At 41.9% G+C, this 23,013-nt stretch carries 15 protein-coding genes; 4 read left to right on the top strand and 11 right to left on the bottom strand.

The window, feature by feature from the left end:
• The 6 genes from thrS to IZT61_RS00805 all read right to left on the bottom strand — a co-directional run bounded on the left by thrS (position 1) and on the right by IZT61_RS00805 (position 9,528).
• Positions 1-1,926 carry a threonine--tRNA ligase gene (gene thrS, locus IZT61_RS00830; RefSeq protein WP_196099325.1) on the bottom strand — a complete coding sequence of 642 codons (1,926 nt, stop codon included), beginning with the start codon at positions 1,924-1,926 and terminating at the stop codon, positions 1-3.
• A gap of 786 nt (positions 1,927-2,712) precedes the next feature.
• Positions 2,713-3,801: an acyltransferase family protein gene (locus tag IZT61_RS00825; protein WP_230383805.1), complete on the bottom strand. Its 1,089-nt coding sequence runs from the start codon at positions 3,799-3,801 to the stop codon at positions 2,713-2,715.
• A 563-nt stretch (positions 3,802-4,364) separates the two neighbouring features.
• Positions 4,365-5,273, bottom strand: a complete 909-nt coding sequence (locus IZT61_RS00820; protein WP_196099323.1) for a hypothetical protein — start codon at positions 5,271-5,273, stop codon at positions 4,365-4,367.
• A 121-nt stretch (positions 5,274-5,394) separates the two neighbouring features.
• Positions 5,395-6,132: a (Fe-S)-binding protein gene (locus tag IZT61_RS00815; protein WP_196099322.1), complete on the bottom strand. Its 738-nt coding sequence runs from the start codon at positions 6,130-6,132 to the stop codon at positions 5,395-5,397.
• A 24-nt stretch (positions 6,133-6,156) separates the two neighbouring features.
• Positions 6,157-7,464, bottom strand: coding sequence for an MFS transporter (locus tag IZT61_RS00810; RefSeq protein ID WP_196099321.1), 1,308 nt, complete (start codon positions 7,462-7,464; stop codon positions 6,157-6,159).
• 171 nt (positions 7,465-7,635) lie between these two features.
• On the bottom strand, positions 7,636-9,528 hold the full coding sequence (locus tag IZT61_RS00805) for a RecQ family ATP-dependent DNA helicase (RefSeq protein ID WP_196099320.1): 1,893 nt from the start codon (positions 9,526-9,528) through the stop codon (positions 7,636-7,638).
• Between the two features lie 487 nt (positions 9,529-10,015).
• Here IZT61_RS00805 and IZT61_RS00800 point away from each other — a divergent pair, with 487 nt between their 5' ends.
• A complete protein-coding gene (locus IZT61_RS00800; RefSeq protein WP_196099319.1) occupies positions 10,016-13,258 on the top strand; it encodes an amidohydrolase family protein in 3,243 nt (1,080 codons plus the stop codon).
• Between the two features lie 407 nt (positions 13,259-13,665).
• The gene (locus tag IZT61_RS00795) at positions 13,666-13,929 is read left to right on the top strand and encodes a hypothetical protein (RefSeq protein ID WP_196099318.1); all 264 of its coding nucleotides are present in this window, start codon (positions 13,666-13,668) and stop codon (positions 13,927-13,929) included.
• Between the two features lie 200 nt (positions 13,930-14,129).
• Here IZT61_RS00795 and IZT61_RS00790 read toward each other — a convergent pair whose 3' ends face one another.
• Complete coding sequence (locus tag IZT61_RS00790) at positions 14,130-16,337, bottom strand: B12-binding domain-containing radical SAM protein (protein ID WP_196099317.1); 2,208 nt, start codon at positions 16,335-16,337, stop codon at positions 14,130-14,132.
• 299 nt (positions 16,338-16,636) lie between these two features.
• Here IZT61_RS00790 and IZT61_RS00785 point away from each other — a divergent pair, with 299 nt between their 5' ends.
• Positions 16,637-17,656, top strand: a complete 1,020-nt coding sequence (locus IZT61_RS00785; RefSeq protein ID WP_196099316.1) for a S66 peptidase family protein — start codon at positions 16,637-16,639, stop codon at positions 17,654-17,656.
• A gap of 404 nt (positions 17,657-18,060) precedes the next feature.
• Here the strand turns inward: IZT61_RS00785 and IZT61_RS00780 are convergent, their stop codons facing one another.
• The 3 genes from IZT61_RS00780 to IZT61_RS00770 all read right to left on the bottom strand — a co-directional run bounded on the left by IZT61_RS00780 (position 18,061) and on the right by IZT61_RS00770 (position 20,750).
• Positions 18,061-19,377: a nicotinamide mononucleotide adenylyltransferase gene (locus tag IZT61_RS00780; protein WP_196099315.1), complete on the bottom strand. Its 1,317-nt coding sequence runs from the start codon at positions 19,375-19,377 to the stop codon at positions 18,061-18,063.
• Positions 19,378-19,528: 151 nt separating this feature from the next.
• Complete coding sequence (locus IZT61_RS00775) at positions 19,529-19,915, bottom strand: GxxExxY protein (protein ID WP_196099314.1); 387 nt, start codon at positions 19,913-19,915, stop codon at positions 19,529-19,531.
• Between the two features lie 400 nt (positions 19,916-20,315).
• Positions 20,316-20,750: an Hsp20/alpha crystallin family protein gene (locus IZT61_RS00770; protein WP_196099313.1), complete on the bottom strand. Its 435-nt coding sequence runs from the start codon at positions 20,748-20,750 to the stop codon at positions 20,316-20,318.
• A 68-nt stretch (positions 20,751-20,818) separates the two neighbouring features.
• Here IZT61_RS00770 and IZT61_RS00765 point away from each other — a divergent pair, with 68 nt between their 5' ends.
• Positions 20,819-21,304, top strand: coding sequence for an acyl-CoA thioesterase (locus tag IZT61_RS00765; RefSeq protein ID WP_196099312.1), 486 nt, complete (start codon positions 20,819-20,821; stop codon positions 21,302-21,304).
• 303 nt (positions 21,305-21,607) lie between these two features.
• Here the strand turns inward: IZT61_RS00765 and IZT61_RS00760 are convergent, their stop codons facing one another.
• Positions 21,608-23,011: an FAD-binding oxidoreductase gene (locus IZT61_RS00760; protein ID WP_196099311.1), complete on the bottom strand. Its 1,404-nt coding sequence runs from the start codon at positions 23,009-23,011 to the stop codon at positions 21,608-21,610.
• Between the last annotated feature and the right edge of the window lie 2 nt (positions 23,012-23,013).

Here is a 23,013-nt window from a genome sequence, read left to right as displayed (position 1 = left end):
TTAAACTGTTATTTCTTTTCTCAATAAATCGTTGAATTCTGTCAACGTCATCTCGCCTAAATCGCCCTCACCATGTTTACGAACTGAAACTTTTCCTTCAGCCATCTCCTTATCGCCGATAATGAGCATGTATGGGATCTTTTTAACTTCGGCATCCCGGATTTTACGTCCGATTTTCTCATCTCGAAAGTCAATCAGCCCGCGAATATCGGAATTATTTAATTCATCTAAAACTTTTTTTGCATATTCTTCATATTTTTCTGAGATAGGAAGAATGATAAATTGCTCAGGGCTTAACCACAGTGGGAAGTTTCCGGCGCAATGTTCGATCAAAACAGCAATAAATCTTTCTAACGAGCCAAATGGCGCACGGTGAATCATTACCGGCCTGTGCTTCTGGTTATCGCTACCTGTATATTCGAGTTCGAAGCGCTCGGGCAGGTTATAATCAACCTGAATGGTACCAAGTTGCCATTTTCTACCCAAAGCATCTTTAACCATAAAATCAAGCTTAGGGCCATAAAAAGCCGCCTCACCATATTCTACAACGGTGTTCAAACGTTTTTCGGCCGCTGCTTCGATAATTGCAGTTTCAGACAGTCTCCAATTTTCGTCAGAGCCAATGTATTTTGCTTTATTCTCCGGATCTCTCAGCGAAACTTGTGCAGTATAATTCTCAAAACCCAACGATTTAAATACATAAAGCACCAAATCGATTACCTTTTTAAACTCGTCTTTTACCTGTTCTGGCATACAAAACAAGTGTGCATCATCTTGTGTAAAGCCACGTACACGGGTTAACCCATGCAACTCGCCGCTCTGCTCGTAACGATAAACGGTTCCAAATTCTGCAAACCGAACGGGAAGATCTTTGTACGAACGTGGTTTGGTTTTATAGATTTCGCAATGGTGCGGGCAGTTCATTGGTTTTAAGAAGAACTCCTCTCCTTCTTGCGGGGTTTTTATTGGCTGAAACGAATCTTTACCGTATTTTTCCCAGTGGCCCGAGGTTACATATAAGTTCTTGTGGCCAATGTGTGGTGTAACAACCTGCTCGTAGCCTGCTTTTGCCTGTGCCTTGGTTAAAAAATTAACCAAACGCTCACGCAAGGCAGTTCCTTTTGGTAACCATAATGGTAAGCCCATGCCCACTTTTTCTGAGAAAGCGAACAACTCAAGCTCTTTTCCTAATTTACGGTGATCGCGTTTTTTTGCTTCCTCAATCATCACCAAATATTCGGTAAGCTCGCTGGCCTTAGGGAAAGTTACGCCGTAAATACGGGTTAACTGTTTCTTGGTTTCATCGCCACGCCAGTAAGCACCGGCTACATTCATCAGTTTAACAGCTTTAACAAAACCCGTATTTGGAATGTGCGGGCCACGACATAAATCGGTAAATTGACCTTGGGTGTAGAAAGTAATCTTTCCATCTTCCAGACCATCAATCAAATCTAATTTGTATTCGTCACCTTTCTCGGTAAAGTACTTAATTGCATCGGCCTTGCTTACACTTTCGCGAGTGAAAGTTTCTTTTTGCTTGGCCAACTCGATCATTTTGGTTTCGATAGCCTTGAAATCATCCGACGAAAATTCTTTCTCGCCGAAATCTACATCGTAATAGAAACCGGTTTCAATTGCCGGACCGATACCAAATTTGGTACCTGGATAGAGAGCTTCTAAAGCCTCGGCCATTAAGTGGGCCGATGAATGCCAAAAGGTTGATTTTCCGGCGGCATCATTCCAGGTTAGCAGTTTTACTGATGAATCTGACTCAATTGGGCGGGTTGAATCCCAAACTTCGCCATTAACCTCGGCAGCTAAAACGTTACGGGCCAGGCCCTCAGAAATTGACAGTGCAATTTGATGGGCAGAAGTGCCCTTTTCGTACTGACGGACAGAACCGTCAGGTAAAGTAATGTTAATCATCTACAACTATGATTTACCCCGAAATCCCCTAAAAAGGAACTTTGAAGTTGTTTATAAAAAATGTTTAATTAATCACTTACTACGTGATTTTTATATCAGCTGCAAAGGTAGAAAAAATTACTGCGCTAAAGCGAAATTATTTTGATGCGTTGTCATTCTGCCGAAGGAAGAATCGGGGTATACGGAATGGAATGGTCGAAACTAGGGCGGCAAACTTGTATGGCGTTATTTATGAACGGCTGTCATCCTCAGAATTAACGCTGTCATCCTGAGTGTAAGGAAGGATCCCCAAGCGATGAAACGCAGAACGCCAAAACCCCACTGCCAAAAGAGGTGAGTGGGTGGGCAAGGACGGTAAGCTGTAGGTTGCGGATGCTTTCCCGAGAAATCCTATCGTGTGGACACATTTTTGAAATATCGTTTTACGAGCTGAAATCATCAAAATGACAACACATTTTATGGCGTTTTCTAAGAATGGTCGTCATCCTCAGCTTGACTGGGGATCCTAATGCGCAATAAATTGGGCGCCCAGCATTAAGATTCCCGCCTACGCGGGAATGACGGCGCATAAAACGAGATGTGTCCACACGATAGGAGAAATCGGGACAGGCTGTTCCTCAGCATAACAAACCGGTGCTGTTATTGGTAGCTTGTACCGATAGCTATCGGTAGAGGATCTTAATGCTAAGGTTTTAATCCCGTACGTACGGGACCGCCTGCGCAGGAAAGACGGCAAGAATTATAAGCGCCTTTCGCTTACGGTTGGTGTCGCCACCAAACAGTTAGCTAAACCTTAATGAATTTGTGTCTCAAATACTTCCGCAGCGGCAAATCTACAAATTTCATAATCAAATACGCCAACAGCACAAGCAGGATTACTGAAACGGGAATAACCACCCACAATGTCGACATTGACGGCTTAACAACCGCAACATAGGTCAAAAACACCCATACAAACGGGTAATGCGTCATGTATAAGGGATAAGAAATCTCTCCTGATAAGTTACAAAGCTTTGTTAAAGATGGACTTAAGTTTGTGCCAGCACCCATAGCAACCAACAAAGGAAAATAAAATAACACAATTATCGGCTCTATAATCCAGTTGTATTGATCGGAATAGGGAATTAAAAAGGCCACAAGGAGCAAGATTGAAATGCCAGCAAAGCCGAGCTTGTTTTTTATAATCCAGTTGGCACGATAAACCAACATGCCCGCGGCGAAGGAGTATAGAACCCTTACGCCACCATCCCAAAAATTTTGTCCGCCCCAGCCCCCGGATAAATTGGTGGAGTGGATGGCCACGTAGCAAATTAAAGCTGCGCCTACCAGAACCAGCGCAAACAGCATTTTCTTACCCAGCCGGAAAAATATAAGTATATAGAAAATGTTCGCGATGTATTCCCAAAACAACGACCACGCGGGCGCATTGAGGCAAAACAAATTGGTGTAACGCTCGGGCATGATTGGGTAGGGAATCAAAAATGCCGATGTGAGGAATAAAAGCGCCGTTTTGCCAAGGCCATAAACTGAATAAAAATCGCTAAAGGGGTCGAGCAAGAAGGTAAGCAGGCCCAATATTGAGCCGATAAGCACCAGCGGATGGAGGCGGATTAACCTTAACTTGAAGAATTGAGTAATGCCTATATTCTCGGCCCGGGTATCGTAAGCGTAGGCAATTACAAAGCCGGAAAGACAGAAGAAAAAATCGACGGCAAGAAAGCCGTGTGCAATAAAGTTTTTGCTGTAATCGGTAATAGCAATTTCCATGAAATGGTATATCACCACTACAACAGCTGCTAAGCCCCGTAAGCCATCTAATAGTGTAAAGTGTGGTTTGGTAATTAGAAGTTGGGCTTTATTCGGTTCTGCAATCACAAATGACGGGTTAAAGTGAGTTCCAATAATAAACATTTTTAGAGTGCGACTCAAAAAATGTTTATAGTTGTTACATAAATCCAGTTCGGACTCACCCTATCAAAAAAGAGTACTTTTTGTTGTTGGCTGCCAGAGGCTGTCTCAAAAACAAAACGACACCCTAAGCTCAAAACTTTATCTGGTGCCTTAAACCTCTTCCTTTTAATGGAGGTGGTTTTTGCTCTGTCTGTACATCCCTTCCGAAGAAGTCGGAAGGGAAAGCAAAGGCATTACTTTTAACCCAAACGTTGATAGGGAGAGGTTATGAAAAGCAAGGCGAAAGCCTCACCCTATCAAAGTGCGTGAATTTTGTTCTTTTTTGCTCGTCCCTCTCCGAAGGAGAGGGAAATTTAAGCTTGTAGGTATAACCTCAGGGTTCAAACCACTGCCCCTTCAAACCCTCCCGATGAAAAATCGGGAGGGCTGTTACAATTTTTTCCTAACCACTTAGCGTTCAAAGGGTGAGGTTTCTTCTGGAGAGGGCAGCTAATATTTTGCCTTACCGCTAACTTCAAACGGTGAGGCTAGTTCCCAATAATGATCGGCCTGCCCCCACCAAAATTACCGCCTGCGGGTCTGTTCTGTCTAAAACGTTTCATCATATTATCCATTTTAGTTTTGTACTCTTCTTCGGTAATGAGCTGGGCTTTTTTGGGTGCGGTAACATCCTTTGCACTCACGCTTCGATAATCAATACTGGTTGCAACGATTTTATTTCCTCTCCCTTCAATTGCCAAAACTGCGCCTTCCGTCCACATTTTTGGATTTGGCGAAAAATCGAAGCCCAAATCTTTTGTGTACCAGATTTTCGTTTCCTCTACCACATTTTTATCCATATCGAGAATCTTAATCGCTCGGGTCGATTTCACAATTACCTGATGACAGGTAAAGCCCAGGATTTGCTTTGTGGAGTCAGTTTTAACTACCTCAACTGTGGGCGGAGGTGTGGGCTTCGCTTTTGTAGTATCTCTGGAATTTCCACCGCCCATCCTCATCGATCCAATCGGCCCCGATGTAGACAAGGTCAATTTATTGGGCATATAATAGGTGGTATCGTTTAAATCGAAAACTTCTGTTAAGCCTTTATCGGCAAAGGTGTAGTAATATTCGCGATTGCCGCCTGCGCCGCCAAAGCGCATCATCATCCGCCCCATTCCGCCACCGCCGCCGCCGGCACCGTTGCTGTCCTCAATTTCTTCTACAGGCATATAGCTGGCATTTGTAGCAGTAAACAACAATTCGAAGTTCGTTTTGCTCGATGAGGGCATTCTCGCCTTTATCTGATCGGAAAGTTGTATGCCACTTGCCGAGGCCATCGCCGCAGGATCTACTGTGGCCTCGAATTGTATAGCTCCAGATGTTTTTTTCTTCTGTGCATTTGTTGTCGACACGATTGCGAAAATACCCAATAATGCGAAAATAAATCGTTTCATTTTGCTTCGTTTTGTTTGTTAGATAGTAGCGGTTCGAAAAGGTTTAATAAAGATAGTGCACAGAAAACACCAGGCATGTTAAATTGTGTTAAAAAGCTCGCAGTCAACGGTAAAATATTTGTTAATACTCCGTGCTTTCTAACCATCCGTTGCACAAAACATCGGCGATATGCATCGTTTTTATAGGGAGGCTATTTTTATCGATGTAGCCCTGAAGATGCAGCAGACAGGATAAATCTGTTGAAATAATATAATCGGCTTTTTGCTCTAGCGCATGATTCACTTTCTGCTCGGCCATAGCTGAGGAAATGGCATCGAATTTAACCGCAAAAGTTCCGCCGAAGCCGCAGCACATATCGGTGTCTTTCATTTCGAGCATTTCCAAACCGTGTACCTTTGAAAGCAGCTGACGGGGTTCGTCCTTTATTTTACATTCGCGAAGTGCGCTGCACGAATCGTGGTACACTGCCTTACCTTCTAACTCGGCACCGAAATAGTCTTTTTTTGCAACTTTTACCAAAAAATCGGAGAGCTCCCAAATGTTCGATTGCAGGTTGCGGCACTTATTGTGCACCATTGTATTGGTGAAAAGATCGTTATAGCCACCTTTTATCATGCCAACACACGAAGCCGATGGCGCAACAACATAAGTGTTTTCGTTAAAATCGTTCAGAAACTTTGTACCAACCTCTTTAGCCTCATCCCAATACCCGGCGTTGTAGGCCGGCTGCCCGCAGCAGGTTTGTTTTGAATTGTATGATACCTTACATCCCGATTTTTCCAATAAACGCATGGTATTAAAGGCGGTTTCGGGATACAACTGATCTACAAAACAAGGGACAAATAGCTCGACTTTCATTAAATTAGGGTTAAGGCTACAAACTTACAATTTTGATGATGTTTTGCGCTCAATTTTTCGAAGAAGTAACAAAAAGATTAATCCCACTATAAAAAATGATGCCAAAGCGATAATCGACTGCCGCATGTTATGGGTAAGCCCCTCGATAAATGCGAAACTAAACAGCCCGATTACAATGGCCAATTTTTCGGTCGCATCGTAAAAACTGAAAAAAGAAGCGGTATCGGTTGTATTTTCTGGAATGTGTTTTGAATAGGTTGATCGCGACAAGGACTGAATCCCACCCATAATTAAGCCAACTATTGCGGCGAGGGCATAAAACTGAGTTTCGTTAACAATGGAATAACCGTAAATGCAGCAACCGATCCACACGAGCACCACAATAATTAACACGTTGATGTTGCCCATCTTTCTGGCTAAAAGCGACATCAGCCATGCACCTAAAATTGCAACGAGTTGGATGATTAGAATAACCGCTATTAAGCTGCCGGATTCTAATTTCAAAACCTTCGCACCAAAACCTGCCGCCGCAAGCATGATAGTCTGCACACCCATCGAATAAAAGAAAAAGGCGAGCAAATAGGTTTTTAGAAACCGCATTTGCCTCAATTGATGCCATACTTTTATAAATTCGCCAAAGCTACTCTTTATTATGCTTTTGCCTACCGACGCGGCATTTGGCACATCGTTGGGTAATGCCCTAAAAGGAATTTGCGCAAACGCGAACCACCAGATACCTACCAATAAAAAAGAAATTTGGGCCGGAAGCGATGGGTCGGTTATACCAAACAAATCGGGCTTCAAAACAAACACAAAGCATATCAGTTGCAGAATTACGCTGCCTACATAGCCATAAGAAAAACCTTGTGCGCTAACCTTATCCTGATTTTCTGTTGAAGCGATTATCGGTAAATAAGCGTTGTTGAACATCACCCCTCCTACATATCCCATTGCAGCGAGTACAAAGCAAACAATCCCAAGCTCCAGCGTTTCGAGCTTAAAGAAAAACAATGCCATACACGCGATAGAACCAACGTAGGTGAACAGTTGCATAAAGAATTTCTTTTTGCCACGGGCATCGGCATAAGATGATAATACGGGCAATAGAACCACCATTACCAGGTAGGCAAAGGCAAGCGCATAGTTAGATAATACGGTGTTGATAAATGTTTTGCCGAAAAACGTTACTTCATCGCCATGTTGTTTTGTGGTGGTGATAGCAACGTAATAAACGGGAAAAATTGTTGAGGTGATCACTAAATTATAGGCCGAGTTTGCCCAATCGAAGAAAGCCCATGAGCGGATGGTTTTCTTATTGTCTTTTTCTATCATTCGCTTGGCGGTTGATTATACAGATGATTCTTTCGGTTTGATTACACCGATAATTGGATTTCACTAATTATTTGTTTTAACTGATTTATTTTCGCTAAATTGAGTGGCATTTTGATCAAATCTCAAATCTCAAATCTCAAATCTCAAATCTCAAATCTCAAATCTCGATGGCTAAAGATAATACTTCTTCCCATCAGTTTTAATCTTGCCTGCATCTAATAATTCGCGAATGGCCTCAATTCGTTCATTTTCTGCGCCATGTTTTATACTCTGTACCAATTCATCTAAACTTAAGGGTTGATGTTGGAGTAAAGAAACGATTTCAAATTCGATTTCATCATTAATCTGCACTTCATTTTCTGCACGTTTTTCTGCCAGGCATACATCACAAACACCGCATTTTGCCGCGTGATGTTCATCAAAATAGTTTAACAACTGCACGCTCCGACATTTGTTCGATGTAGTATAAGCCACAACCGCATTGATTTGCTTTAACATAATCTCTTTTCTCAAGGCGAGGTATTTTACATCCAGGTCGAAATGGTCCATATCAACACGCGGGCGAATGTACTGCAACTGCGGCTGATCGGTTTGTTGAATATAGGTAAGCATTTCGATCGACTGCAGTTTATTGAGCAGAGCAACGATATCGTTAAACGACACTTTCAGTTTCTTTGCCAGGTCGGCCTCGTTTATTTTCACAAAGCCATCGAATGCACCGCCATACGACCGGAGAATCGTTTTAATTACGCCATCGTAAGCCCTGTTCTCGATCTGAAACCGATAAACGTCTTCGTGACCAACGATAAACATTAACCGCGATGGAAGAAAAACGCTTTCCGATAGGGCAATGTATCCGTCGTGCTCCAAAAACTTTAACGCCGAAATCGTTTTTAAAACGCTAATGTTAAATCGCTTACAAAAGTCAGCTATATCGAATGTAAAGGTGATGCCCTCGCCTGCCCCAAAGGCCAGTTGAAAGTAATTTCCCAAATAATGATAAACTTTTTTAATCTCATCTGCCGAAGGAAAAGTATCGATGTACCGCGCTTCGAGCCCCATCACGTCCGATTGATTGGCCAGTAAAACGGCATAGCTCCGCTTTTCGTCTCTTCCGGCCCTCCCCGCTTCCTGATAATAGGCTTCTAAACTTTCAGGAAGATCTAAATGCACCACAAAACGAACGTCTGCCTTATCAATCCCCATTCCGAAGGCATTGGTAGCGACGATAATGCGTGTTTTGTTCAATTTCCAGTCTTCCTGTTTCTGAAATCGAACCGCACGCTCAAGGCCGGCGTGGTAAAAATCGGCTTTGATGTGATTGCGATTAATAAAGTTCGAAACCTCTGCCGTTTCTCGCCTATTCCGAACGTACACTAAACCGGTTCCACCCACATTTTTGCAGATATCGATTAGTTTTTTATACTTATCTTCCTGCCCAAATACCACATAACTCAGGTTATCTCGGGCAAAGCTTTTAACAAAAACCTGCGGCTCTTTCATTTCCAGCTTCTCCATAATATCCTGACGCACAAAGGAGGTTGCCGTTGCTGTAAGGGCCAACACGGGCACATCGGGAAGAATCTCCCTTAATTTGGCAATCTGCAGATACGGCGGACGGAAATCGTAACCCCATTGCGAAATACAATGCGCCTCATCAACAGCGATGAGGTTTACGTTCATGTAAGAAATTCTAACCCGAACCAAATCAGACAGCAAGCGCTCAGGAGAAAGGTAAAGGAACTTGATTTTGCCATAAATGCAGTTATCGAGCAAAATGTCGATCTCTCGCTTGCCCATTCCGGCATAGATTGCAACGGCTTCAATTCCCCTCGATTTTAGGTTCTCCACCTGATCTTTCATTAAGGCAATGAGCGGCGAAACCACAATACAAATGCCTTCATTCACTAAAGCGGGAACCTGGAAGCAAATCGACTTGCCACCGCCCGTTGGCAACAGTGCAAGCGTATCTTTCTTTTCTAAAACCGAAGTGATAATCTCTTGTTGTAGCGGCCTGAAAGCCGGGTGCCCCCAGTACTTTTGTAAAATCTCTATTGCTGTCATAAATCGGCGGAATCAAAACTATACATTTATTCCAAAATCATCATTTATTATTGTTAGAATTTGAAAAAATCATCTTTAAAAGATTGTTAACTTTGTTAGCGTTATGTTGCACATAGATTTATCGGATGTCATCCTGAGCGGAGTCGAAGGGCATTGCAAGGAACTTTAGTTACGCTATCATTGATTTTATTTATTTGTTTATTAATCAACTAAATACTCCACTTAACCGAAAACAATAATGATCAACATGACGGTCGTCATTCGCAGTTTAATTGGGAATCTTAATGCAAATGCGCTCGCTTTAGGATTCCCGCCTGCGCGGGAATGACGACAAGGTTATAAGTTACTCATATTTTTTTCGCTAAGAAATTAAAACTCAATATGACATAAAAATGAACGGCTTAGTAATATTTAGCCGATACACATTAGAAATAAATGAGAACAATAACTTTTAAAAGTTAATTAAAAAACATCAGCCCTATATTAAATGAAAAAACTTTACTTCATCTCTGCGCTTTCACTCTTATTTTTCACTTCAATTGCCCAGGAAAAGAACACCCCTGAAAAAAAATGGGACGTAGAAAAATTTCAAGGTCCAACTAAAAATTTTACGCTAAATACTGACGAAGGCACCTGGATGAACCTTGATGTGAGTGCCGATGGACAAGAAATTGTTTTCGATCTGTTAGGCGATATTTATACTATGCCAATTGCCGGCGGTGTTGCCAAACTGATTAGTGGTGGCATTGCGTGGGATGTTCAACCGAGGTTTAGCCCGAACGGAAAATACATTTCGTACACCAGCGATAAGAGCGGTGGCGATAACATTTGGATTATGAACCGCGATGGCTCCGGTAAAAAGCAAGTTACGAAAGAAACTTTCAGGCTGTTAAACAATGCCACGTGGATGCCAAACAGTGAGTACATTGTTGCTCGTAAGCACTTTACCGCTGGCCGCTCGTTGGGCGCCGGCGAAATGTGGATGTACAATATAAACGGAGGCGATGGCGTTCAATTAACCAAGCGAAAAAACGATCAGCAAGATGCCGGCGAGCCAAATGTTTCGCCCGATGGACGATACGTTTATTTTAGCGAAGATGTGAGTCCCGGGCCGAATTTTGAATACAGTAAAGACCCAAACGGAACCATCTATGCCATTCGTCGGCTGGATTTAACTACCGGCAAATTAACTACCTTTATCGATGAGCAAGGCGGTGCCTGCCGTCCGCAGGTTTCGCCCGATGGCAACCTGATTGCGTTTGTTAAGCGTGTTCGTTTGAAATCGACACTTTACGTGCAGGATATAAAAACCGGCGAAGAATGGCCCGTAAACGAAGATTTATCACACGACCAACAAGAAACCTGGGCCATTTTTGGGGTTTACCCAAACTTCGCATGGACGCCCGACAGCAAGAGCCTTGTATTCTACGCCAAAGGAAAAATCAGAAAGGTTGAAGTGGGCACTTTAATTAATTCTACCATTCCGTTTCAGGCAAATACCATTCAAACCGTTCAGCAAGCGTTGCATTTTGAGCAGCAGGTGTTCAGTTCGGATTTCAAAGCGAAAATGCTGCGACAATTAACTACCTCTCCCGATGGAAAGACGATTGTTTTTAATGCCGCCGGGTTTCTTTATAAACAAGAGCTGCCAAATGGAACGCCAGAAAGGTTAACCAATGGTTTAGATAACGAATTTGAACCCAGCTTTAGTCCCGACGGAAAGTTTGTGGTTTATACAACCTGGAGCGACGAACTCCGTGGTGCAATTAAAAGAACGGATATAAAATCGGGCAAAACCATCACGCTTAGCGATGAAAAGGGTTTCTATTATTCGCCTCAATATTCGAGTAAGGGCGATAAAATCGTGTTCAGAAAAGGGAACGGCAATGATGTGCTGGGCTACAATTATGGCCGGGGCACGGGAATATTTATCATGCCGGCGAACGGTGGCGCTAAAACATTGGTTTCAGATAACGGCATAAAGCCATCCTTTAATAATACCGATACACGTATTTACTTTCAGGGTTACGCCGACGGTAAAAAAGCCCTGAAAAGCATCGATTTAAATGGTGCTAATGAAAGAACGCATTTTACTTCACAATACGCCAATCAGTTTGTGGTAAGCCCCGACAATAAATGGCTGGCCTTTAACGAGCTTTTCAACGTATACATTACGCCAATGATCAATATTGGAACCGCTCAAGATGCATCGGCAGGCAACAAAGCCATTCCTGTGGCCAAAATTACTACCGATGGCGGAACTTATATGCAGTGGGGAACGGATAGCAAAACATTACATTGGACGCTTGGGCCTCAATATTTTAGCATTGATGTAAATAGCGCCTTCAATTTTGACGGCTCAACGCCTAAAACGCAAGCCACAGCTATCGACATCAACTTAACTTTAAAAAGCGATGTGCCAACCGGCATTGTGGCCTTAAAAGGTGCACGGATTATTTCGATGAAAGGCGATGAGATTATTGAACACGGTACAATCTTGACTGATGGCAACAAGATTACCGCAATTGGCAAAGTTGATGCAATAAGCATTCCACAAGATGCCAAAGTAATTGATGTGGCTGGCAAAACAATTATGCCGGGCATTATTGATGTGCATGCGCATTTGCGAACCAGTCCCGACGGAATTTCGCCACAGAACGATTGGAGTTACATGGCTAATTTGGCTTTTGGCGTTACCACATCGCACGACCCATCGAGCAACACCGAAATGGTATTTAGTCAAAGCGAAATGCTTAAGGCCGGTAGAATGGTGGGGCCGAGAGTATACTCTACCGGAAGCATTTTATACGGTGCCGACGGCGATTTTAAAGTTGTGATTAATAGTTTAGACGACGCTTTAGCAAACCTAAGGAGGTTGAAAGCCGTTGGTGCTTTTTCAGTTAAATCTTACAACCAGCCCCGCAGAGAGCAGCGCCAGCAAATATTAGAGGCCGCTCGTCAGTTAAAAATGGAAGTTGTTCCCGAAGGTGGTTCTACATTTTTTCATAACATGAACATGATTGTAGATGGCCATACAGGTATTGAACACAGCATTCCCGTTTTGCCAGTTTACAAAGATGTAACTACCCTTTGGAATAACACCACTGTTGGTTACACGCCCACTTTAATTGTTGCTTATGGCGGTCAATGGGGAGAAAATTACTGGTACGATCGCACTAATGTGTGGGAAAACGAAAAACTGATGACGTACACGCCGAGATCGATTATCGATGCAAGAGCAAGACGCAGAACAACTTCGGAATATAGCGACTATAACCACATCGACATTGCAAAAGCAACCAAGCAAATTGCTGATGGCGGTACCAAAGTAAATTTGGGTGCTCACGGTCAAATTCAGGGTTTAGGTGCCCATTGGGAGCTATGGATGTTTGTGCAAGGTGGTTTCTCACCTATGCAGGCCATTAGGAATGCCACCTTAAATGGCGCACATTATTTGGGTATGGATAAGGAAATCGGTTCGCTCGAAGTGGGCAAACTGGCCGATTTGGTGATTATGGATGCCAATCCGCTGGATGACATCCGCAACTCTGAAAAAATAAAATATGTGATGATCAACGGGCGATTGTTCGATAGCGCAACCATGAACGAGGTTGGAACAAGAGAAAAGCTTCGTGGCAAGTTATGGTTCGAAAATAGTAAGGGGAATGGTTATATTGTGCCAAACAGCGAATCGGAAACGTGGATTTATACCGTACCGCATTGCGATTAAATTTATACGCTTTGTTATTCAGAGTCTTAATTTCTTAGCAAAATCTATATAAGTGACGTTTATTATTCTTGCCGTCTTTCCTGCGTAGGAGGGAATCTTAATGCTTAGCTAAGGCTTTCGCTTTAGGATTCCCAATTAAATTGGGAATGACGACCGTTCATAGTTGGCGTTAATCGTTTCATTGCTAAAATTTAAATGACTGTAATTCAAATAATTGATAAACAACGTTAATGGTAGCACAGCGAAGATCACGAAACAGCTACGAAGTAAATCTGCGGCCTAAACTTTATAGGTCGAACCGTCGCTACTGTTTTTATCGGGGGCTGTGTTTTATCGCTTAGGGATTCTTCGTTCCTCGAAATGATAACAGACCAAACATTTTTATCGCTTAATACAAGCTCAACCCAATGAAACAAAACAAATTTTACCTTATTACTTCATCAATATTCCTGATATTCGGGTTATTAATATTCTTTTTGGCGGGATATTCTTTTCTGGGGGTCAGCGTAATCGATTTGTTTTTGGCCATGATGGTAATCGCTTATGTTACCTCATTCATCGCGATGATAAAAGATAGAACATCGATTATCGCTTGGTTTCTGCTTATTATTAACTCGATAATAGCGATTTGCATCATTTATTTTCTGACGCATTTTAAAATGAAGTTATAGTGTTCACTAGAATTGAGAGCGGGCGATTACTGCACTTGCAGTAATGTCGTGTCATAGCTACTTTTATGTTAAAAATATACAGCTATTGTCAGGCTGAGCGTAGTCGAAGCCCGTTGTACTGCCCTTCGACTACGCTCAGGGTGACATCCAATACAGCAATTTAGCGTTGGCAAGAAACCACAAACTTCAAAGGGTGAGGCTTAAATCACCAGCAATCCAAATTCCCTCAATGTATTTACTGGTTTCGAAAACCAAAACAGCTCAAAATTATCCATTTCTGTTTCAAAATCAACTTTCACCTCGGCGAAGGTATGTACTTTTCTATTTGAGACATGAATTTTATTTAGAATTGAAACCAACCACTCTCCCTCCATTTTATTCGTTTGAACGGTAAATGTTTCCTTCTTGTGGTGAAAAGTTAGCGCAGCCATTTCCCAGGTGTTGCCTTTTTTCGATTTCTTATAATATTCGGCATTCGGCTCCCCACCTATCCAAACCACTTTTGCAGTTGGCTTGATGTTGAAGCGATCATCGTTATTTAATGCACGCTCAATGAAATCGGTAGCAACGGTTGTGCGGGGAATTTTAAAATCGAACCAGTCCTGTAGCTGGTAATCGAAACAAACGCCATGCATAAAATTGAACAGCGATTTTTTTAATCCATAACTGAACTTGTTGTGGTCGATACCCGTTTTATCGATGTAGTTGATATCATTATTGGCAAAAGCGCCAATGATTTCAGTTTCTTTAACTACACCAAACTTTTCGGGGTATAGGCCCACCGGACTGTGAGCAGTCATGGCGAATTGGTGCCAGAAACCCGATTGCAACACACCCGCCTCGAAGAGTTGACGAACCATCTCCAAACTATCGACAGTTTCTTGCACCGTTTGCGTTGGGTAACCGTACATTAAATAAGCATGAACCATAATGCCTGCAGCGGTAAAATTTTGCGTAACCTTGGCCACCTGCTCTACCGTTACGCCTTTGTCAATCAGTTTCAATAACCGATCAGAAGCAACCTCTAACCCACCCGAAACCGCAATACAGCCCGAAGCTTTCAGCAACAAACATAAATCGGCTGTAAAACTCTTTTCAAAGCGGATATTTGTCCACCAGGTAACCGACAATTTTCTGCGGATTATTTCCAATGCCACTTCCCGCATCAATGCCGGCGGAGCTGCCTCATCAACAAAGTGAAATCCGTTTTGCCCCGTTTTAACCGATAATTCCTCAATCCGATCGACAATTTGACCTGCCTGAACAGGTTCGTAAACCTTAATGTAATCCAACGAAATATCGCAAAATGTGCATTTGCCCCAGTAACATCCGTGTGCCATGGTAAGCTTGTTCCAACGGCCGTCACTCCACATGCGGTGCATTGGGTTTACAATTTCGATTACGGAAATATAACTGTCGAGCAGCAAATCAGAATAATCTGGCGTACCCACGTCTGCCTGCTTATAATCGTTCCTAAACGAATCGTTTTTATAAACTACTTCTTCGTGTTCGAGCAAAAATGTTCGTTTGTAGGTTTGCATTTCGATTGGCACGTTGCCAGAGGTATTTTGAATTAGCAGTTCAATTGGCAATTCACCGTCATCCAGCGTGATGAAATCGAAAAATTCAAATACACGCTTATCCGATAGCGAGCGTAATTCAGTATTCGGAAAACCACCGCCCATAGAAATCTTAATTTCCGGATGGTTGCGTTTTACCCATTGCGCACAGCGAAAGGCGCTGTACAAATTTCCGGGAAAAGGCACCGAAATTAAAAACAATTGAGGTTGGATGGTTTCGATCTTTTCTTTTAAAACCGATATTAGTAAATTATCGATGTAAGTAGGTTCCTGCTGTAACGCGTCGTACAATTCGTCGAAGGCATTTGCACTTCGGCCAAGGCGCTCTGCATAGCGGCTAAACCCAAAGTTTTCATCAAGGCATTCCACAATATAATCCGAAATGTCTTCGAGATAAAGCGTTGCCAAATGCTTGGCTTTATCTTGCGTTCCCATTGCACCAAAGGCCCAATCCAATTCCTCCAGCTGCGAAAAGCGTGAGGCCTGCGGCAGAAAATCATCTCCGCAAATCTGTAGCGCCAATGTTGGGTTTTTTCCTTGCAGAAAGGAAATAACAGCATCAATCGTTCTAATATATTCGTCTTTTAAAGCAGAAATCCGTTTCGCATTGTCGCTTGTTGGTTTTACACTTCGACTCCGATGAGTGTAACAGAATAAATCGGTTAAACCATTTTTAGAGAAAAGCTGAAGAATAACTTCGATGCCCAAATCGGCCTGCGTAGATGGAATATTTTTTGTGTTCAGAAAGCCTTTTATATACGCAGTTGCCGGATATGGAGTATTCAGCTGGGTAAATGGCGGCGTTATGGCAAAGATCTCTGTTTTCAAAAGGAAATTATTTTCTGCAAAAATAAGGGAAATTTATTCCAATCGATATTTAAATTCATCGAGTACCACTCTGTTTAGGCTCATCGTTCAATAAATTGCAATCACATTAATATTTTTCTCAAATCCGCAAACATTTTATTGGGTTTTTGGTTATCTATATAATTCACATTATACTAATCTTTTACAGATTAATTTGTTTGGTTTAAAAAAAGGGATTTATGGATATAAATCCCTTTTCTTTTACGCAAAAATTTTAAATCATATATTAGGCCACTGCAAATTACATCCTTAATATATCGATGAACAGAAAACATTTCCTTGCTTCATTAGCTGCTGCTTCGGCCCTACTTCCTCCCTTCAAAGTGTTGGCAAAGACCGTTCAAACCGAAAATTCATCTTTTAAAACGCCACAATATTTAAAATCGGGCGATAACATCGGAATTACCAGTCCTGCGGGATTCATCACCGTAGACGAAATACAGCCCGCCGTTTTACAAATGCAAAGCTGGGGTTTTAATATAAGCGTTGGCAGCACCATTGGTAAAAGAGATTTCACCTTTGGTGGAACTGACGAGGAACGCATAGCGGATTTACAGGAAATGCTGGATAACGATAACATAAAAGCCATTATGTGTGCCCGAGGTGGCTATGGGCTGGTACGAATAATAGATCGGCTCGATTTCTCTAAATTTAAGAAAAACCCAAAATGGATTATCGGTTTTAGCGATGTAACGGTGCTGCACTGTCATTTGGCCAAAAACTATGGCATTGCGTCCATTCATTCTAAAATGTGCAACAGCTTCCCTAGCAACTGGGCAACTGCTGAGCCCATTCAGATTGAAACAATCCTCTCGATAAAAAACAGCTTACTGGGCCAACAGATGACATATAACGCCCCTCCGAACAATAATAATCGGCCTGGCAGAACCAATGGAATTTTGGTTGGCGGAAATTTGAGTATCATAGAAACCCTGTCCGGCAGCAGCTCGGATTTAGACACGAAGGGTAAGCTCCTTTTTATTGAAGATACGGGAGAATATCTGTATAGTATCGACAGAATGCTTTGGAATTTGAAACGAAGCGGGAAGTTAAAAAATCTGGCGGGGCTGATTATTGGTGGCTTTAAAGTGAAGCCCGATGATGAAGGCGAAGAATTCGGAAAGACTGTTTATGAAATTGTGATCGAAAAAATTAAAGAATACGATTATCCTGTTGCTTTCGACTTTCCAGTCGGCCATCAAAGGAATAATTTTGCACTGCGCTGTGGCCTAAACCATACTTTGGATGTTACTAATGCAGGTTCGGTGCTTACAGTTTAGCTGATATGCCCGTTACTTAGAAACCGAAGTTCTTCGATTTTGACTTGGTCTATAGCATAAACCGTCATATCAAAAACGGATCCTTCATCGGTTGAGATATCTCATGCTAATAGCAGTGGCTTAAAGGCTTGTGCTTTGTTGAAGCAAGTGTTACATCGCTTGGGGATCCTTCACTGCGTTCAGGATGACAGCAACCTCGAAAAAATGACGCGAAAAATGTGCATCGTCGTACGGACCCCTCAAACTCCCCGTCATATCGAAAACCGATCCTTTATCGGTTGAGATATCTCTCCCGGATAGGTACAGACTCGAAGCCAGTAGTACTTAGCTAACGGATTTCTCCCTGAGCTGTGCCAAAGGCATCCGTTCGGAAAAAAAACTCCGGTTCGAAATGAGGTAGATTATTAAGCCGTTTTTACTTCGTTTTCGTTATAATCTTCAATATCGGTAATATAGCCATTAATCAATAGAAAATCGAACAATGGTTTGGCCTCCGCAGTTACAGGCATATTTTTGGTTGTAATTACCTCATTGGCTTTTTTGCTAAAGAATGGATAAGCGAACAATCGAACGTTCGTATTAAACATATCGTTAACGTAGCTTAGCAATTGGCCTGAGTAATTTTCGCCCTTAAAGTTGGTTGAGTTAAACACAAACTTTAAGTTATTAATATTGGTGGCCATTCCCACGCTTTTCGGCTTACAACGGGCCAAATACTTTGCTAGCCGGTTATGACGGGTAAAGTTTGATACAATTACCAGGTTACCGGTATCGCACATTTCGAGCGTACGTTTGGCTACCGCCTCTAAATCAATATCATCCGGCGTTTCCTGGTCATCAGTTAACACATTAGTTAATAAAACCTCAATCATAACCGCAAGGTTGTCGTCGTTTACCTTATTGGTTCGCTTAAACTGGTCGGTGGCTTTATTAAACAAATTGAAGTTGGGTAACGATTTCTGACCATATTTGGTCCTTAAAATCATGATGTCTTTTTTATAAAGAAGATCCTTGGCCTGGCGGGGATGGGCATCTGCATCGAAGATCGCTGCTGCCGAAAAATCCTTCACAATCATATAAAGATTGAGCAGCACATTATCTGCATTTGGAAAAGCAGGCCCTTTAACCGAAATCAAATCTATTTCAACGGAGCCAATGGTGAGGTTATCCGCCAGCGATTCGACCATTAATTTAGGATCTTGATAATGGTAAAAAGCAGCATAAATCAAATTTACACCGATAATTCCCAACACCCGTTGCTGCATATTTACATCGGTATCGAGTAACCTCACATGGAAAAATATTTCATTCGGCAACCCGCCGGGTTCGTGCTGAAAACGAATACCAACCCACCCGTGCGGCTCGTTTGTACGTTTGTAGTTTAAGGTAGTCACCGTGTCGGCGAACGCAAAAAATCTTCGGCTCTCGTACTTTTCGCCCGATAGGCGTTCGTTGAGCAAACCAAACTCGTGATCGAGCATTTGCAGCAATCTGTTTTGAGAAACATAGCGTCCGTTGGTTTCCGCCCCATAAATGGCATCACTAAAGGTCATGTCGTAGGCCGACATGGTTTTGGCTACCGTTCCAGACGCTGCACCAGCGTTAAAAAAATTTCGCGAAACCTCCTGCCCTGCTCCGATTTCGGCGAAAGTACCATAGATTCTAGGGTCAAGATTTATTTTAAGTGCTTTACGTTTAGTATCCAGAATTTCTCGTGCCATAGTGCAAAAATAACAAAAATGGAGCAGGATTTATAGGATTAACGGATTTTCAAGATCATAGATCGCGAAAGAAGCGCCGTTTTCAAAATGACACTACTAAGAAACCCTATTCTTTTTGTTTTCCATAATGGACACATTTTTATTAACAGATTCAAATCTTGTAAATCCTATTTTTTTGATTGTAAATCTTTTTAAATTGCAAACTTGTTGAACCAAAATTAATCAATAACCCAATATCGAAATTATAAGCTATAACATAGTTTTTTGCTTGCGACAAATGTTGGTTTTCTAAATTGATACATGCTTTAACTTCTACGGTAAGTATACCTTCAATAACAAAGTCTGCTCGTCTTTTCCCAACAACTAAGCCATCATAAAAAATTTCCTGCTCAACTTCTCTCCTAAATTTAATTCCGGCCTTTTCCAGTTCAATCGCTAAACAACGTTGATAGATAACCTCTTGAAAGCCATTTCCCAAAACGTTGTGAACTTTCATTGCACAGCCATTTACCCGATAAGTTAAATTGTCGATATCCATTTTATTTAAATTAACGGAATGAAAGACTACAACAACGCGGGATTATATTTTCAGGCTTACAGTTAAAAAAATCAATACCCAATTCGTTCAATTTCTTTTTGCATTTGTAAGATACTCACATTATCCTGAAAATCCGGCTAAAGGAAGAATATTTAGTTAATTAATTCATTTTGGCTTTTGAAACCTATGCTTTATCATGGACATCCTTAAATCTTTCAAATCCTGCTCAAATAAATAAGGTTAGCATCATCCGATGCTAACCTTATAAACCTAAACTTAAACTATTATGAAACCTGCGTCAGTTATCAATCAAACTTACTTTCAACAAGCTGTCGCAAGCTTCATAACCATTTTCCTAAACTAAACTATTATGAAAAACCCTCTTTCGAGAATATCCTATTTACGATACCGAAATTTCTCTGTGTTGTAATTTCGAATCGTCTTTTTTGCTGATATTGATGCTTAAAATACCATCTTTATATTCAGCAGTAATTTTGTCACCGTCAGCTGTTTCTGGCAAGTTAAATGATCTTGCAAATGAGCTATAATCAAATTCTTTGCGGGTAAAATCTTTAGCTGTCGCAGTTTCTTCTTTTTTAACTTCTGCCCAAACAGAAAGCGTATCTTTTTTTAGGTTGATTTGAAAATCTTCTTTCTTTAAACCCGGTGCGGCCAACTCAATTACGTACGCTGTTTCGTTTTCGTAAATATTTACATTTGGCGATTTGTCAACCATTTTATTTTTAGTTATTGCATCGCTAAACAATGAATCGAAAACATTGTTAAAGTAAGGAGCTGTGTTACGGGTTCTGTTGTTAAAATTTACAAGTGTCATATCTCTGGTTTTTTTAATTTTTAATTGATATTATCCCTTATTCAACTTACATACCAAAGCGAAAACATATGATTTTTAAGACATTTTGGCAAAAAAAGCAAACCATAAAAGACAAATTGGCAGAAACCAGAGCTTTTTCAGACGAATTCAACTATAAAACGAACATCCATCTCCGCTTTGTAGATTTCGATTTAATGGGGCATGTGAACAATTCTGTTTATTTTACCTATCTGGAAATCGCCCGTTCGAAGTACTGGGAGGAGATTGTGAAATGGGACTGGAAGAAAACCGGGATTGTGATTGCGCATGCAGAACTGGATTACATTTTACCTATCGTAATGGGCGATAAAATTGCCGTACATGTAAAAACGTCGAGGATTGGCAATACGAGCTTCGATCTGGATTACCAAATTGTGAAGCTAAAAGGCACTGAAGAAGTGATTTGCAGCAAGGGCAAAACCGTTTGCATCGCCGTTGATTATACCACTAACAGACCAACGGCAATACCCGAAACGGCTAAGCAGAAAATGCTGGGGTTTGAGCAATTGCAATAATCAAAGAAGAGGCTGTATCGAACAGTCGACTTTTTCCTCCCAAAGGGATGCCTACAGTACAAAGGGATCCCATTGCATAAATTTCCCTTCCAAATTAATTTTGCCTTGCGGTTCCTAACCTCTCCCTATCAACGTTTGGGTTAAAAGCAATGCCTTTGCTTTCCCTCTCCTCGAGGAGAGGGATGTACAGACAGAACAAAAACCAGCGCCATTAAAAGGGAGAGGTTTAAGGCGCCAAATAAAATCCGATAGCTATCCGATCTGAGCTAGGGTGTCGTTTTGCTTTTTGACACAGCCTCTTCTTTAGTCAGGCATTATCTTCCCGGGATTCATTATTCCTTTCGGATCGAACACCTGTTTAATTCCCCGCATAAGGTTCAAATGAATTTCAGAATATTTGATCGGCATAAATTCTTTCTGAACCAGTCCTATTCCATGTTCGCCAGATAAAGTTCCACCCAGCGCAGTGGTCAGTTCAAAAATTTCTGCGATACCGAACTTCAGCTTGTCTTTCCAATCTTGGTCGCTCATTCCGGCCTTAATGATATTTACGTGCAGATTGCCATCGCCGGCATGGCCGTAACACACGCTTTCGAAGCCGTATTTGGCGCCCACTTCTTTAATGCCGTTAATTAATTTGGGTAATGCCGCACGAGGTACAACCGTATCTTCTTCCTTATACACCGAGTTCGATTTTACTGATTCGGCCATCGTTCTGCGCATCCGCCACAACTCTTCTTTTTGCGCTGCTGTATCGGCAAACAAAACTTCGGTACAATTGTGCTCTTCGAGAACGATATTTGCTTTTTCACAATTTTTAAAGATGTCGTCCAAATCGTCGCCATCAAACTCAATCATCAGCAAGGCCGCCACATCATCTTTTAAATCGAACTTAATGTCGTCGAATTTGATTACCCACTCTACGCCTCTCCGCTCCATAAACTCCAGCGCAGACGGCGTAACACCTGCTCTGAAAATTGCCGAAACCGCAGCACAGGCGGCTTCATTTGTACTGAACGACCCCATCATTAAAACAGATTGACTTGGCTTGGGCAAAAGCTTGGTTACGATTTTTGTAACTACGCCCAAAGTTCCTTCCGAGCCGATCATCAGCTGTGTTAAATTATAACCCGAGGCATATTTTAAAGTATTAGCCCCGGTCCAAATAATATCTCCATTGGGCAAAACCACTTCTAAGTTTAAAATATACTCGCGTATCGTTCCGTACTTTACAACCCTCGGTCCGCCGGAGCCGTGCGCCACATTTCCACCAATAAAGCACGAGCCTTTACTACTCGGATCTACCGGGTAAAGGAGCCCTTTTTCGGCCACAGCATTGATAAACTCCTCAGTAATAACGCCTGGCTCAACAGTGGCCTGTAAATTTTCGGTATCGATATCAATAATAGATTTAAATTTCTCCATCGATAAAGAAACACCGCCATAAATCGGCAAGGCTGCACCACTCAAGCCCGTGCCACCGCCGCGGGGCGTTACCGGAACCTGGTATGCGTTGCAGATTTTCAATAAGGCTGAAATATCTTCGGGCGAAGTGGGTTTAACCACCACCTCGGGCTGAAAACGAAGGTCTTCCGTTTCGTCGTGGCTATAATGATCGAGGTTTTCGGCATCCGTAAAAATTTTTTCTTCGCCGATTGCAGCTTTGATCTCTGCTAATATTTCAGCATTTATTTTGGTAAAATTCATTT

The sequence above is a fragment of the Pedobacter endophyticus genome (genome assembly GCF_015679185.1).
GTDB classification, from domain to species: Bacteria; Bacteroidota; Bacteroidia; order Sphingobacteriales; family Sphingobacteriaceae; genus Pedobacter; species Pedobacter endophyticus.
The sequence above is the reverse complement of the archived record's forward strand: the minus strand, read 5'-3'. Positions and strand labels throughout refer to the sequence as shown.

What these genes read in the sequence shown, in the direction of transcription:
- IZT61_RS00810 (WP_196099321.1), bottom strand. Translation starts at nt 7,464, where the DNA reads ATGATAGAAAAAGACAATAAGAAAACCATCCGCTCATGGGCTTTCTTC.
- IZT61_RS00800 (WP_196099319.1), top strand. Translation starts at nt 10,016, where the DNA reads ATGAAAAAACTTTACTTCATCTCTGCGCTTTCACTCTTATTTTTCACT.
- IZT61_RS00795 (WP_196099318.1), top strand. Translation starts at nt 13,666, where the DNA reads ATGAAACAAAACAAATTTTACCTTATTACTTCATCAATATTCCTGATA.
- IZT61_RS00780 (WP_196099315.1), bottom strand. Translation starts at nt 19,377, where the DNA reads ATGGCACGAGAAATTCTGGATACTAAACGTAAAGCACTTAAAATAAAT.
- IZT61_RS00775 (WP_196099314.1), bottom strand. Translation starts at nt 19,915, where the DNA reads ATGGATATCGACAATTTAACTTATCGGGTAAATGGCTGTGCAATGAAA.
- IZT61_RS00760 (WP_196099311.1), bottom strand. Translation starts at nt 23,011, where the DNA reads ATGAATTTTACCAAAATAAATGCTGAAATATTAGCAGAGATCAAAGCT.
- IZT61_RS00785 (WP_196099316.1), top strand. Translation starts at nt 16,637, where the DNA reads ATGAACAGAAAACATTTCCTTGCTTCATTAGCTGCTGCTTCGGCCCTA.
- IZT61_RS00770 (WP_196099313.1), bottom strand. Translation starts at nt 20,750, where the DNA reads ATGACACTTGTAAATTTTAACAACAGAACCCGTAACACAGCTCCTTAC.
- IZT61_RS00805 (WP_196099320.1), bottom strand. Translation starts at nt 9,528, where the DNA reads ATGACAGCAATAGAGATTTTACAAAAGTACTGGGGGCACCCGGCTTTC.
- IZT61_RS00820 (WP_196099323.1), bottom strand. Translation starts at nt 5,273, where the DNA reads ATGAAACGATTTATTTTCGCATTATTGGGTATTTTCGCAATCGTGTCG.
- IZT61_RS00815 (WP_196099322.1), bottom strand. Translation starts at nt 6,132, where the DNA reads ATGAAAGTCGAGCTATTTGTCCCTTGTTTTGTAGATCAGTTGTATCCC.
- thrS (WP_196099325.1), bottom strand. Translation starts at nt 1,926, where the DNA reads ATGATTAACATTACTTTACCTGACGGTTCTGTCCGTCAGTACGAAAAG.
- IZT61_RS00765 (WP_196099312.1), top strand. Translation starts at nt 20,819, where the DNA reads ATGATTTTTAAGACATTTTGGCAAAAAAAGCAAACCATAAAAGACAAA.